12 protein-coding genes, 1 pseudogene and 1 CRISPR repeat array (1 of these 14 cut by a window edge) are annotated in these 13499 nt (G+C 37.3%); of the genes and pseudogenes, 10 read left to right on the top strand and 3 right to left on the bottom strand.

The features are described 5' to 3' along the window. Nucleotides 1-132 precede the first annotated feature (132 nt). From FXF36_RS05810 to FXF36_RS05800, 3 genes are all read right to left on the bottom strand, one after another. Nucleotides 133-1203 (bottom strand): DUF58 domain-containing protein, encoded by a 1071-nt coding sequence (locus FXF36_RS05810; RefSeq protein WP_151622895.1) that lies wholly within the window; start codon nucleotides 1201-1203, stop codon nucleotides 133-135. Beyond that, entirely contained in the window at nucleotides 1184-2122 is a 939-nt protein-coding gene (locus tag FXF36_RS05805; protein ID WP_151622894.1) for an AAA family ATPase, read from the bottom strand. The genes FXF36_RS05810 and FXF36_RS05805 overlap by 20 nt, the downstream gene beginning before the upstream one ends. A gap of 211 nt (nucleotides 2123-2333) precedes the next feature. Next, nucleotides 2334-3038 carry a hypothetical protein gene (locus FXF36_RS05800; RefSeq protein ID WP_243143584.1) on the bottom strand — a complete coding sequence of 235 codons (705 nt, stop codon included), beginning with the start codon at nucleotides 3036-3038 and terminating at the stop codon, nucleotides 2334-2336. A gap of 200 nt (nucleotides 3039-3238) precedes the next feature. Between FXF36_RS05800 and FXF36_RS05795 the strand changes: the two genes are divergently transcribed. The 10 genes and pseudogenes from FXF36_RS05795 to cas2 all read left to right on the top strand — a co-directional run bounded on the left by FXF36_RS05795 (nucleotide 3239) and on the right by cas2 (nucleotide 13014). After that, complete coding sequence (locus FXF36_RS05795; protein WP_151622893.1) at nucleotides 3239-4483, top strand: Ig-like domain-containing protein; 1245 nt, start codon at nucleotides 3239-3241, stop codon at nucleotides 4481-4483. A gap of 145 nt (nucleotides 4484-4628) precedes the next feature. Beyond that, on the top strand, nucleotides 4629-5339 hold the full coding sequence (locus tag FXF36_RS05790; protein WP_151622892.1) for a zinc metallopeptidase: 711 nt from the start codon (nucleotides 4629-4631) through the stop codon (nucleotides 5337-5339). Between the two features lie 2 nt (nucleotides 5340-5341). Then, entirely contained in the window at nucleotides 5342-6088 is a 747-nt protein-coding gene (locus FXF36_RS05785; RefSeq protein ID WP_151622891.1) for a GNAT family N-acetyltransferase, read from the top strand. Then, nucleotides 6079-6906, top strand: coding sequence for an AraC family transcriptional regulator (locus FXF36_RS05780; RefSeq protein WP_151622890.1), 828 nt, complete (start codon nucleotides 6079-6081; stop codon nucleotides 6904-6906). Before FXF36_RS05785 ends, FXF36_RS05780 begins: the two co-directional genes overlap by 10 nt. Nucleotides 6907-7176: 270 nt before the next feature. Beyond that, complete coding sequence (locus tag FXF36_RS16725; RefSeq protein ID WP_263008655.1) at nucleotides 7177-7311, top strand: hypothetical protein; 135 nt, start codon at nucleotides 7177-7179, stop codon at nucleotides 7309-7311. Between the two features lie 114 nt (nucleotides 7312-7425). Beyond that, on the top strand, nucleotides 7426-7785 hold the full coding sequence (locus FXF36_RS05775) for a type II toxin-antitoxin system RelE/ParE family toxin (RefSeq protein WP_151622889.1): 360 nt from the start codon (nucleotides 7426-7428) through the stop codon (nucleotides 7783-7785). Between the two features lie 5 nt (nucleotides 7786-7790). After that, a complete protein-coding gene (locus FXF36_RS05770) occupies nucleotides 7791-8072 on the top strand; it encodes a helix-turn-helix domain-containing protein (protein WP_151622888.1) in 282 nt (93 codons plus the stop codon). A 24-nt stretch (nucleotides 8073-8096) separates the two neighbouring features. Continuing rightward, the gene (cas12a, locus tag FXF36_RS05765) at nucleotides 8097-11714 is read left to right on the top strand and encodes a type V CRISPR-associated protein Cas12a/Cpf1 (protein ID WP_151622887.1); all 3618 of its coding nucleotides are present in this window, start codon (nucleotides 8097-8099) and stop codon (nucleotides 11712-11714) included. A gap of 115 nt (nucleotides 11715-11829) precedes the next feature. Next, nucleotides 11830-12735: pseudogene (cas1, locus tag FXF36_RS05760) on the top strand (type V CRISPR-associated endonuclease Cas1); the annotation flags it as partial. 3 nt (nucleotides 12736-12738) lie between these two features. Then, on the top strand, nucleotides 12739-13014 hold the full coding sequence (gene cas2 / locus FXF36_RS05755; RefSeq protein WP_151622885.1) for a CRISPR-associated endonuclease Cas2: 276 nt from the start codon (nucleotides 12739-12741) through the stop codon (nucleotides 13012-13014). 128 nt (nucleotides 13015-13142) lie between these two features. Further along, a CRISPR array of direct repeats spans nucleotides 13143-13499; the repeat unit is 36 nt; unit sequence GCTTAGAACCTTTAAATAATTTCTACTATTGTAGAT (it continues 180 nt past the right edge of the window).

The following is a 13499-nucleotide window of genomic DNA, read 5'->3' as shown; positions in this document are numbered from 1 at the left end:
AATAGGAAAAACAACAGCATGACCTGCAACACAAAAGAACCCCTCTTTAATTCCAAGGGATTATTCCAAAACATCAGAAGAAGTTCCAATCCAACTACAACTGTAGCCAAGGCATATAGATGAATTTTCGCCTCAGTCACAAATATAGTAGAATGCTTCTCCTGGCTGAGGATCTTCTTTAATGATAATCCAGGTGTCGTTTTCATAAACACTGTCCCTCCGGGTGGTGGCGTATTTCTGGAGCTGATCAAAAATGTTATCGGTACTGTAGAATATTCCGTCAGCTATCATACTGTAAAACTCCATGAAGCTGTTGTAATCATTGACGATGGATTCCTTAATCTGTCCTGAAGGATAAATAAGACGCACTGGAACAGACTGTTTGCCAAAGTGCCATGCGGCAGATATGATGAATTCAAGGAAAAAGTCACGTTTTTTCAGGAAGGTGATGTCGTATTTATCATCAGGATTCTGAGCAGCCTGAAGCAGTATGGTGACTGTGCGTTTTTCCATGCGTTCAGGTAGTCGAACCACAAGCTCTGAAAGTCTGGCGGAAACCTTCCAATTGATAGAATGGAGCGAGTCGCCAGTTTGATAAGGGCGTACGTCACTTCCAGGAATATCTTCTAATAGATGGTCACTTTTCAGACCAGAGTTATTTACAAGATTTTCAATTTCCAAAACTGAATTGGCCGCATCAGTAATAGGAGGATTTACAATAGCTCTGAAGGAGTAAGGGATATCCAAATGCACGGTGTACATACCGAAAGGATCTGACAGGGAAATCTTTTCTATTCCGATGTTGTAAGCACCGGCGTATTTGCAGGTGATGTCGGAGGTGAGCTCCTGCTTCTGAAAGCTGGTCAGGGAAACCTCGATACCATCTGAAATATCATAAAGTGTACATCTGTCATTCAAGAGAAAGATTCCCATTTTATAGATTGGCAGAAAGCCGGAGTTCTCAAGCAAAACGCGGTAATGATGAATTTCACCTCGAGTAAGCTTGTGAACCTCGATTTCCTGATAAATTCGAAGAAAATGATAGTTTAAAAGAGTGTATAAAATAGAAAGTGGAAGAATCAGCAAAAGGGCGTAAAGAACCACAAAAGGTACCGGACCGCCGTAGAAACTGGCGAAAATTAGGCACAGTACCAGAATAAAAAGGTATGCAATTATCCATCGTTTATGAAGAAACAGCTTCATTGCATTGCACCTGCTCAAGTATCCTTCTGACTAAATAATCCTTGGTGGTTCCGTTGATTTTTGCCTCTGTGGTGAGAATCAGGCGGTGAGGCAGGGTGAGATTTGAAGCATGTGCAATATCCTCTGGGATGCAGTAGCTACGTCCACTCATATAAGCTAACGCCTGAGCACATCTGAGAAGTGAAAGCAGAGCTCGAGGTGAAGCACCGCAGGATATTTCAGAATTAGAACGTGTGCCTTCTACAATATTTACAGCATAGGACTGAAGGTTTTCTTTTATTGTGACTGCGTTGACTTCCTTTCGCATAGAAAGAATATCATCACTAGCCAAAACAGGCGCTGTTTTCTCGTGGAGACTTCCAGAGAGGAATCGTTTTGCCATATCCTCAGAGGCTTTTGCATCAGGATACCCCACGCTTAGCTTCATCATAAATCTGTCTAGCTGTGCCTCTGGAAGAGGATAGGTGCCGGCCATCTCGGTTGGATTCTGGGTACCGATTACCATGAATGGTCTTGGAACGGGAATTTCCTTTCCGTCTATTGTAACCTTTTGCTCTTCCATGACTTCCAAAAGGGCAGACTGAGTCTTTGGCGATGTTCTGTTTAGCTCGTCCACAAGGACAATGTTGCTGACTACCGGGCCGGGAACGACCTGAAAAATCTGTTCTTTAGAATTGTAGATAGAAACACCGGTGATATCTGATGGAGTAGTGTCCGGTGTACACTGAACTCGTGCAAATGAAAGGGACATTGAATCTGCCAGTGCCTTTGCAAGGGAGGTTTTGCCAACGCCTGGAACGTCCTCTAAAAGTACGTGTCCTTCCGCTAGAAGAGCAGCGATGACTTTGTCAATCAAATCCCCTTTGCCTACAATACGCTGTTCAATACTGTCCTTTAACTGTCTAACCTTCTCACTCATAATTCCCCCTAAGTACGAAATGACATAAAACCCCTAAAATGTAATTATGAGGATATTATACAATAATCATTTATATAAAAAAAGAGTTCTCTCGGACCTTCCAAATTAATGAAAGGCGAGAGAACGTTATCAATCGTTTATTATAATAACAAATATTTTGCCCAAGGACATTGCTATGGCATAATCTGTCAATTTTCTGGCATAAATGGTGTTATCTCTCAGAAACCTTGCTGTAGCCTGTCTTAACAAGCCATTTCTGATCGATGATTTTAACCTCGTCACCAAAAGCGATATGAAGTCGTACTGAAGAAGGCTGCTGCTCGATTTCCTTAACAGTGCCCTCACCGAACTTAGGATGAGAAACAGTGTCACCAACCTCGTACTTCACCTTTGCGTTTTCCATGTTCTTGTACATGCGCTGAGTGCGGTATGTATCAAGCATCTGAACCTGCTTGTGGTCTACGTTTGGACGAGTGAGAACTGAATCGTAATCTATCTTTTTAATATTTGCATCCTCGATGTAATAATCAGAAGGAATTGCGCCAATAAGTGAACAGCAGTATTTCCATGCACTGCCGTGAACACCTGGCTGCCAATTGTACTTCTCAGGGATGCTGATGTGATGTGCCATGTAATGAGCATATTCGTGCTTGTAGAGGTTAACTCTGTCATTCTTTGAAAGCTGCTCGTTCATGCAAAAACCGATGAAAAATAATGAAAACTGGAATTGCTCCTCGTTATCATAAGATGCTGGAAGATAAGAACCCAAAGCTTTTTCGTCCATGCCGAAGGTGATAGGAACCTCGGCGCCGTGAAGGCCAAGCTTGTGGTCCAAAACAGAATAAAGAGCGGTGATTTCAGCGCGAAGAACTGGTTCCTCTTTGCGCAATAAATTAAGCATATCTTTTTTAGTCATGTGGTACTCCTTAAAAAAACGAAAAACTGTCTTTCAGTATAGCAAGGCAAGGGGGATTATACAATTACCAAACTTTTGAATTCGTGACAAAAAATTTTCACAGGGGTGTTATATATTTAATAAAAATGTCGAAATAGAATTTAAGGGCAGTATTAGCTTTTATTTGAGTGTCTAAATTCAAAAAATAGATGGGGTAGAGTATGAAAAAAAGATTTCGTGTTGGTAGAAAAATTATGGTAGTCGTTCTGGCAGCGGTATTGTGCCTGCCAGTGATTTTAAATCCAATGGAGGCAGAGGCTGCAAAGAAAAAAGGAAACTCTGGGGCCGCAACTTATGCAGTTGGTGATGATGTTGCCTTTGGTTTCTTCGATGGAACAATTCTCAGCTGGACAATTCTCACTTATGATGACACAACAAAGCAGGCTTTGGTGGTAAGTAGAAAGCCACTGAATTCCCGCTCGGTAACAGCATATCGTTTGGCCATCGACCAAATGTATCGCGATAAAAAGACAGAGGCGGGCTATGTACGCTGGTCTGAAAATTATTGGAGAGGATGGCTTAACAAGACCTTCTATGAGACCTGCTTCAATGATGCAGAGCGAGCTATGATTCTGCGTACCACTCTTTCAGAGACTGACGCTAAAAATAGTATCATGAATTATTATCATGACACATCCATGGATGCATACGTGGTTCAGGGAAACAAGAAGAACTCGTTGAACATGGCAATTTATAATTCTCAGACGACGACCAAGGATTATATTTTCTTCCTATCAAGTGATGAATATACAGCGCATAAGGATACTATGAAGAACGAGACAAAGCTTATATTCCCACTTAGAACAAATGCTTATGATGATCCGACACAGGGACTTTTTGGAAATGACACGGACAAGCTTATCTATAGAATGTATTACTACGCAGGCGATTCCATTCGCCCTGCAATGAATATTCAGCTTGGTGAGCCTGAAGCAACAACTGATGATAGCAGCTCCACAACCAAGAGCACAACGAATTCAGCTAACAGCAAAATATCAACTAGTGATACTTCAAAAAGCACCACTAATACAGCAAGTACATCAAACACAAAGGCTACTGCAACGGCCACAAGTGCTACTACAAGCACCGCCACCGCAAGCACAGCTTCAAACTCAAAGAAGTACGCTAATAATGGAACCAACACTGGTGATTTGACTCTTCCGGATGATTCCGAGTACACGACCTCAGTTGGTGCAACAGCCCAGGTGGCAATTGACTTGGAGTACTTAAACAGCACGGAAAAGAACTATACCATCACCTACAAATCATCTGATGCAAGCGTATTCACAGTGGATTCCAGCGGAGTTATTACAGCTGTAGGGAAGGGTAGTGGAACAATTACCGCAAGGATGAAAAAATCAAATGGCAAGACATATACAATGTCCTGTCGTGTGGATGTAAATTAAAACTAAAGACTTAGTTACGACCCTGAGCTATAAATTGGCTCAGGGTTTTTCTTTATTTAATAAATCTTTTAGACTTTTTTATTAGTATTATTGCTCCAAGAGTTTTATACTATTCTCATAGATTTATAAGCGTAGGAGGTGCGCCATGTATTACGGAATGGGATATGGCTATGGTTACGATTGGACAATAATTCTTGTGCTGATAGGAGCAGCGATTAGCGGACTTGCTTCTCTTAATGTGCGTAGGACATACAGCAGATTTAGCAAGATTAGAAATTACAGAGGACTTACATCAAATCAGGTGGCAGAGCAGATTCTTCATTCAGCAGGTATTTACGATGTTCGTATTGAAAGAATCAGAGGAAATCTGACAGACCATTATTCACCAAATGAAAAGGTGCTTCGTCTTTCAGATGCAACTTATGGACAGACAAGCGTTGCTGCCATCGGCGTTGCAGCTCACGAGTGTGGACACGCCATTCAGCATCAGGAGAATTATGCACCACTTAAGCTTCGCGCTGCATCGGTGCCACTTGCAAATATTGGTTCTTGGGTTTCATGGCCGGTTATTTTGATTGGACTTTTAATCGGTTCGACACCGCTTGCTCAGCTTGGAATCATTCTTTTCACATTTGTAGTTGCATTCCAGCTTATTACTCTCCCAGTAGAGTTTGATGCAAGCTCAAGGGCTCTTCGAATCTTGGACCAGTCACACATCCTTGATGGAGATGAGCATGATGGAGCAGCAAAGGTATTAAAGGCAGCTGCCCTTACTTATGTTGCAGCATTGTTCACAACAATTCTTCAGCTTGCAAGACTTATCCTCATTGTAAACGGCAGAAGCAGAAGGGATTAAGCGTGAATTATCTTAAGAGCATTCTTAAAGTTAATAACCTTGCAGATTTACAGCCTGACTATCCAGAGGGCACTTTGGTGCTTTCGGACAGCCAGGCTGTTATTGATGAGTGCGTTTCTAAAGGAATACCAGTGGCAGCCTATGAGCATGATGGAATTAGTGGATTAAAGTGCGACCATGTGCTTATAGATGTGGATGATGTGGATGATGAGGTCTTTGAAAATATCTATCGCAGATGTGTGGATGTGCCATGGGATATTTCAAAAACTGAGCGTACTTATATTAGGGAGTTTTCCATGGACGATTTGGATGACCTCTTTGAATTGTATGCCAAGCCTGGCATGACTCAGTACATGGAACCATTGTTTGAATATGAGGAAGAACGTAAATACGAACTGAATTATATCCAGTATATATATAAACTTTATGGGTTTGGAATGTGGCTTATATATGATAAAATAACGAAGGATTTGATTGGTAGGGCAGGAATTGAGATTCGTGACACCTGCGATGAAAATAATCAGGCAGAGCTTGGCTTTTGCATTGCCTCAGACAGATGGGGGCAGGGGCTAGCCTTTGAGGTCTGCTCTGAAATCATTCGACTGGCAAAGGATGAGTATGGATTATCAAGCTTAATCGCAAGATGTGATCCAGAAAATTTAGCCAGCCGAAGGCTTCTTGAGAAACTAGGATTTCAGTTTAAATGTCATCAAGAAGACGGTGATTGGAGATATATGTTATGGATTTAAAAGATTATCAACACGAAGTAGTAGTGACCGATGCAGGTCTTCCCTTCAAGCTTTTTTCTTTCGAAGGCGCAAACGGCAACTATGTACGTGACAAGCATTGGCACAGAAGTATAGAGATTTTTGCAGTGTGGGAGGGCAAGCTGGACTTCACACTTCACGATAAAAGGATGCCTCTTTCAGCAGGCGAATTTGTTATTGTAAACAGCAACGAGGTTCACAGCATTGTTGCACCAAACCCAAACAGGACAGTGGTGCTTCAGATTCCACAGGATACCTTTGCGGAGTATTTCACAGACGACCAGTTCATCTGGTTCTCCCACGGAGACCGTGAAACTGACCACCGTGTGTTCACGCTCTTGCAAGAAATGTATTTGATTTACACAAATGGGGAAGAGGGCAACAAGCTTCAGGTTCTAAGCCTTTACTACGAGCTTTTGTACATCCTTGTTACCAAGTATCGAAAGTTCAATGTCAATGAAGATATTTTAAAGAGCAATAAGCAGCTGAAGAAGCTTTCAAGTATCACCAGATACATGAAGGATCACTACGCTGAGCCACTTTCACTTGAGATGATGGCAGAGCAGTTTAATTACTCACCATCATACCTATCACGCATGTTCCAGAAGCATGCAGGCATCAATTTCAAGGACTACCTCCTTGGTATTCGTCTCGAGCATGCTGTTCGTGAGCTTGAGGAAACAGGCGGCCAAATTGTGGATATTGCACTAGGCAATGGATTCCCAAACTCTAAGGCTTTCTCCAACGCCTTCCGCGAGAAGTATGGAATGCTACCAAGTGAATATAGGAAGACTAATTAGTATCTGAAATGAAATGACTACATCCCAATGGCTGTAGTCATTTTTTATTTGAAGTCAGCTTCGCTGACGATGCTTACCTCTTTTGGAGGATAAATGCTTGTTCTCATAAGATATCCTTATCGATTATCGCATAATGGCCTGTTAAGCCAATAAAAGCATTTATTTGTGAGAAAGTGCCTCCTTTAAATAAGTCTTTAAATATGGACACCTCCATGGGTTATCATATACACAGTAAAGGCTGTGTAAATGATAACCCATGGAGGTGTTTTTATGAAAGGATATGTTGTTTCAGATGGTTATATGGGATTAGTCGATGGTAAATATGAGCTTTTTGCTACAGAAGATGAGTATTGTGAGGAATATTATGAGTATGTTGCTAACATAAATGACTTAGATGTCCAATAATCCGCAACATGATTTGATATTATCACAAATAAACAAATTGAGGCGCCAATATTGTGGATAATTGATTCTTGAACGCATTGGTGCTATCATAATTTTAAGAAACGAGGTTCTATTATGTTTCAAATTGATTTCTATCGCACGGCTCGAGGTGAGTGCGATATTGAGGAGTTTTTAGAAGGGCTAGAGAAGAAAGCAGACAAGAATAAGGATGCGAGAATCCAGTATAAACAAGCAATACAATATATACAGTTTTTAGAGGATTATGGAACGCAGCTTGGCGAAAATGTGACAAAACATCTTGAGGAAGATATTTGGGAATTGAGACCTGGAAACAACCGAGTGCTATTCTTTTATTTCAGGGACAACACATTTGTTTTATTGCATCATTTTAGGAAGAAAACGCAAAAAACTCCGCGCAGAGAAATAGAAAAAGCAAAAGCTGAACGAAATGATTGGATTTCTAGAAAGGGGTAATTTAAATGAGTGATTGGTCTAATTATAAAGAAAAGGTAAGAAAAACAAATCCTAAGTTAAGCAGGGACATTGATGAAGCAGAGGAAATATCCGCTATCGTGGGGGCAATGATTCAGCAGAGACATAATCTTCATCTGTCACAGAGAGATTTAGCTGCATTATGTGGAATCCCACACTCTTCGGTAGCCAGAATAGAATCAGGGGCAAGCATTCCGAATCTGGCTACCATGCTAAAGATATTTAAGCAGTTGGAATTATCGTTTACTGTTCAACCGATGAGAAAATAAAAATATTAGTAGGAGGAACTATTTATGTATTATCAGGGTTTAACAAAGCTATATCCAATTAGTAAAACTATTAGAAACGAATTAATTCCTGTAGGAAAGACTTTAGAACATATTAGAATGAATAATATTCTTGAGGCTGATATTCAGAGAAAATCAGATTATGAACGTGTAAAGAAGCTAATGGATGACTATCATAAGCAATTAATAAATGAGTCTTTGCAAGATGTCCATTTGTCTTATGTTGAGGAGGCAGCTGATCTATATCTAAATGCTTCTAAGGATAAAGATATTGTAGATAAGTTTAGTAAGTGTCAGGATAAATTGCGAAAAGAGATAGTTAATCTCTTGAAGAGTCATGAAAACTTTCCAAAGATAGGAAACAAGGAAATAATAAAATTACTACAGAGTCTTTCTGATACTGAAAAAGACTATAACGCGTTGGATTCATTTAGCAAGTTTTATACATATTTTACTAGCTACAATGAGGTTAGAAAGAATTTGTATTCCGATGAAGAAAAATCATCCACAGCGGCATATCGATTGATAAATGAAAATTTGCCTAAATTTCTAGATAATATTAAGGCTTATTCTATTGCTAAATCTGCAGGTGTGCGAGCTAAAGAACTGACCGAAGAAGAACAGGATTGTCTTTTTATGACTGAAACTTTTGAAAGGACACTTACTCAGGATGGAATTGATAATTATAACGAATTGATTGGAAAGCTTAATTTTGCGATTAATCTATATAATCAGCAAAATAATAAACTCAAGGGATTTCGTAAAGTACCTAAGATGAAAGAACTGTATAAACAGATTTTGTCGGAAAGAGAGGCATCATTTGTTGATGAATTTGTTGATGATGAAGCATTGCTAACTAACGTAGAGTCTTTTTCTGCACATATTAAAGAGTTTTTGGAATCGGATTCTCTTTCAAGATTTGCGGAAGTCCTTGAAGAATCTGGTGGGGAAATGGTTTATATAAAAAATGATACTTCAAAGACAACATTTTCAAATATAGTATTTGGCTCTTGGAACGTAATTGATGAAAGATTGGCAGAGGAATATGATTCTGCTAATTCTAAGAAAAAGAAGGACGAAAAATATTACGATAAGCGTCATAAAGAACTGAAAAAGAACAAGAGCTATTCTGTGGAGAAGATAGTTTCATTATCAACGGAAACAGAGGATGTGATTGGAAAATATATAGAGAAGCTTCAAGCGGACATTATTGCTATAAAAGAGACGCGAGAAGTTTTTGAGAAAGTTGTTCTTAAGGAGCATGATAAGAATAAATCTCTTAGAAAGAATACTAAAGCCATCGAGGCAATTAAATCATTTTTAGATACAATAAAAGATTTTGAGCGAGATATAAAACTTATTAGCGGTAGCGAGCATGAGATGGAGAAGAATCTTGCCGTTTATGCAGAGCAAGAGAATATTTTATCTTCAATTAGAAATGTGGATTCTCTATACAATATGTCAAGAAATTATCTCACCCAAAAGCCTTTTTCAACAGAAAAGTTTAAGTTGAATTTTAATAGGGCAACATTATTAAATGGGTGGGATAAAAATAAAGAAACTGATAATCTAGGTATTCTTTTGGTAAAAGAAGGAAAATATTACTTAGGAATTATGAATACTAAAGCTAATAAAAGTTTTGTAAATCCACCTAAGCCGAAGACAGACAATGTATATCATAAAGTGAATTATAAGCTATTACCAGGACCAAATAAGATGTTGCCTAAGGTCTTTTTTGCAAAGTCAAATCTTGAATATTACAAACCATCAGAAGACTTGCTAGCAAAATATCAAGCGGGTACACATAAGAAAGGAGAGAATTTTTCTTTAGAAGATTGCCATTCATTGATTTCTTTCTTTAAAGACTCTCTAGAAAAGCATCCAGACTGGTCAGAATTTGGATTTAAGTTTTCTGATACAAAAAAATATGATGATTTGAGTGGATTTTATAGAGAGGTAGAGAAGCAAGGATATAAGATAACATATACGGATATTGATGTAGAGTATATTGATAGTTTGGTTGAAAAAGATGAGTTGTATCTTTTCCAAATCTACAATAAGGATTTCTCGCCATATAGTAAGGGGAATTATAATCTCCACACGCTATATCTGACGATGTTATTTGATGAGCGTAATTTACGTAATGTGGTTTATAAATTAAATGGTGAGGCTGAAGTTTTTTATAGACCTGCTTCAATTGGAAAGGATGAACTAATTATTCATAAATCTGGAGAGGAAATAAAGAATAAGAATCCAAAGAGGGCTATTGATAAACCAACAAGTACATTCGAATATGATATCGTCAAAGATCGAAGATATACTAAGGATAAATTTATGTTACATATTCCAGTAACTATGAATTTTGGCGTGGATGAAACTAGAAGATTCAATGAGGTCGTTAATGATGCTATAAGGGGAGATGATAAAGTTAGAGTCATTGGAATTGATAGAGGCGAGAGAAATTTATTATATGTAGTAGTTGTTGATTCTGATGGAACTATTTTGGAGCAGATTTCTCTTAATTCTATTATTAATAATGAGTATTCGATAGAAACAGATTATCACAAATTGCTGGATGAGAAAGAAGGGGATAGAGACAGAGCACGCAAAAATTGGACTACTATAGAAAATATTAAAGAACTTAAAGAGGGGTATCTAAGTCAGGTAGTTAATGTTATAGCAAAATTGGTTTTGAAATATGATGCTATTATCTGCCTTGAAGATTTGAATTTTGGATTTAAGCGTGGACGTCAAAAAGTTGAAAAACAGGTATATCAGAAATTCGAAAAAATGCTTATTGATAAATTGAATTATTTAGTTATTGATAAGAGTAGAAGCCAAGAGAATCCTGAAGAAGTTGGACATGTCTTGAATGCGTTACAGTTAACTTCAAAATTTACTAGTTTTAAGGAATTAGGTAAACAGACAGGTATTATTTATTACGTTCCTGCGTATTTAACTAGTAAAATTGATCCGACAACAGGTTTCGCAAATCTCTTTTACGTAAAATATGAGAGTGTTGAAAAGTCCAAAGATTTCTTTAATAGATTTGATAGCATTTGTTTTAACAAAGTAGCAGGTTATTTTGAGTTTAGCTTTGATTATAAAAACTTTACTGATAGAGCCTGTGGTATGAGAAGTAAATGGAAAGTATGTACCAATGGTGAACGAATCATTAAATATAGAAATGAAGAAAAGAACAGTTCTTTTGATGATAAGGTGATAGTTTTAACGGAAGAATTTAAGAAGTTGTTCAATGAGTATGGCATTGCTTTTAATGATTGTATGGACCTGACTGATGCAATAAATGCTATTGATGATGCTAGTTTCTTCAGAAAGTTGACTAAATTGTTCCAACAGACATTGCAGATGCGAAATAGTTCGGCTGATGGTTCCAGAGATTATATTATCTCGCCAGTTGAGAATGATAACGGGGAGTTTTTTAACTCCGAAAAATGCGATAAATCAAAACCAAAAGATGCTGATGCTAATGGAGCATTTAATATTGCCAGAAAGGGATTATGGGTGTTAGAACAACTTTATAATTCATCATCAGGAGAAAAGCTTAATTTAGCAATGACAAATGCTGAATGGTTAGAGTATGCACAGCAACATACGATTTAAAAGGAGAGCATATGGATGATGCAATCCTTATTACAGAACTAAATGATTTTATTTTTTGCCCAGTCTCCATTTATTTTCATAAGATGTATAGAGAAATGGATAGAATGACAATCTTGTAATATCAGATTCAGACGGGAAAGTTAAATATCAGCACACGTGCTACAGAATTTTCTGTGTAATTGTTATAGGCGATTGTACTATTACAACAGGTTTACTGCGCCGAGCGAAGAAGTATGCCTTTTCAATTTGCTTTATGACTTATAGCCTGAGAATGTATTCCGTTATTAAGGCTGGACTTGAAGGGAATAACCTACTTCATAAAAAGCAGTACGAGTATAATGGCTTAGGGTTGGCTAGACTCATAATTTATAATAAAATTTTGAACCAGCGCAACACTCTTAATCAAATAAGGAAGAAGACAGATTATCTCAAAGAGGGAATTGCTTTACTTGATGAATATCTTGAAAGATTATCTGCGACTGATGACTGGAATAGAAATACTTTGTTGGGAATAGAAGGGAATGCTGCAAAAGTTTATTTTCCAAGAGTATTTGAAAATACAAAGTGGAAGAGTCGTAAACCTAGAATTAAATTTGATTACATAAATAGTTTGTTGGACATTGGATATACCATCTTGTTTAATTTTATCGATTGTATCCTGAATGTTTATGATTTTGATGTTTATCAAGGTGTTTTACATACCAACTTTTATATGCGTAAATCTTTGGTTTGTGATTTAATGGAACCTTTCAGACCAATTATTGATTGGAGAGTGAGAAAAGGGATCAATTTAGGGCAATTTAAAGAAGAGGATTTTCTTGTAGTAAGTAATCAGTGGCAGTTGGAATATAAAAAATCTAATGTATATTCTATGATTTTTTTGGAAGATTTATTAGAAAACAAGGAATGTATTTTTTTATATTTAAGAAGTTATTATCGGGCGTTCATGAAGGGGAAAGATGCCTCAGAATTTCCAATCTTTGATATTAATTCCAATGATGTTGTTTTAATGGAAGGATAAAAGATGATTATTATTAGCTATGACATTTCAAATGATAAGCTTCGAACTAGATTATCAAAGTATCTTAGTAAATTTGGTCATAGAATTCAGTACTCGGTTTTTGAAATAGATAATAGTGAAAAAATCCTTAATAACATTATGGCTGATATATCAAATAAATATGAAAAGCGCTTTTCACAAGAGGATAGCGTGATTATATTTGTTCTTTCAAGTTCTTGCAAAACTGTCAGATATGGTTATGCTAAAAATGTGGAAAAGGATCTAGTCATGATAACATAATTGCAAACCTGTAATTGAATTTTGATATTAGAGGTTCTAGGTGTAGGATATTGGCAAATTATTGTTAATAAATTATAATAAAATCATAAATCAAGGGACTAAGAATTGTGCATAATAATGACATACGAGCTTAGAACCTTTAAATAATTTCTACTATTGTAGATACCGCGCAATGAATGATTGCAAAAAGCTTAGAACCTTTAAATAATTTCTACTATTGTAGATACATCTACCCAGACGGTAACAGAACAGCTTAGAACCTTTAAATAATTTCTACTATTGTAGATACAGGCTCGCCTTTGCTGTTCTTCCAGGCTTAGAACCTTTAAATAATTTCTACTATTGTAGATGATTGAAATACTCCAATTCGCTATCCGCTTAGAACCTTTAAATAATTTCTACTATTGTAGATCCTGTGTATTTTGCTATTTATAACGATGCTTAGAACCTTTAAATAATTTCTACTATTGTAGATGTTGCCCTCA

The sequence above is a fragment of the Pseudobutyrivibrio xylanivorans genome, assembly GCF_008935055.1.
GTDB lineage: Bacteria > Bacillota > Clostridia > Lachnospirales > Lachnospiraceae > Pseudobutyrivibrio > Pseudobutyrivibrio xylanivorans_A.
Note: the sequence above shows the minus strand (reverse complement) of the source record. Positions and strands in the feature narration are given on the sequence as shown.

What these genes read in the sequence shown, in the direction of transcription:
- FXF36_RS05810 (WP_151622895.1), bottom strand. Translation starts at nt 1,203, where the DNA reads ATGAAGCTGTTTCTTCATAAACGATGGATAATTGCATACCTTTTTATT.
- FXF36_RS05805 (WP_151622894.1), bottom strand. Translation starts at nt 2,122, where the DNA reads ATGAGTGAGAAGGTTAGACAGTTAAAGGACAGTATTGAACAGCGTATT.
- FXF36_RS05800 (WP_243143584.1), bottom strand. Translation starts at nt 3,038, where the DNA reads ATGACTAAAAAAGATATGCTTAATTTATTGCGCAAAGAGGAACCAGTT.
- FXF36_RS05795 (WP_151622893.1), top strand. Translation starts at nt 3,239, where the DNA reads ATGAAAAAAAGATTTCGTGTTGGTAGAAAAATTATGGTAGTCGTTCTG.
- FXF36_RS05790 (WP_151622892.1), top strand. Translation starts at nt 4,629, where the DNA reads ATGTATTACGGAATGGGATATGGCTATGGTTACGATTGGACAATAATT.
- FXF36_RS05780 (WP_151622890.1), top strand. Translation starts at nt 6,079, where the DNA reads ATGGATTTAAAAGATTATCAACACGAAGTAGTAGTGACCGATGCAGGT.
- FXF36_RS16725 (WP_263008655.1), top strand. Translation starts at nt 7,177, where the DNA reads ATGAAAGGATATGTTGTTTCAGATGGTTATATGGGATTAGTCGATGGT.
- FXF36_RS05775 (WP_151622889.1), top strand. Translation starts at nt 7,426, where the DNA reads ATGTTTCAAATTGATTTCTATCGCACGGCTCGAGGTGAGTGCGATATT.
- FXF36_RS05770 (WP_151622888.1), top strand. Translation starts at nt 7,791, where the DNA reads ATGAGTGATTGGTCTAATTATAAAGAAAAGGTAAGAAAAACAAATCCT.
- cas12a (WP_151622887.1), top strand. Translation starts at nt 8,097, where the DNA reads ATGTATTATCAGGGTTTAACAAAGCTATATCCAATTAGTAAAACTATT.
- cas2 (WP_151622885.1), top strand. Translation starts at nt 12,739, where the DNA reads ATGATTATTATTAGCTATGACATTTCAAATGATAAGCTTCGAACTAGA.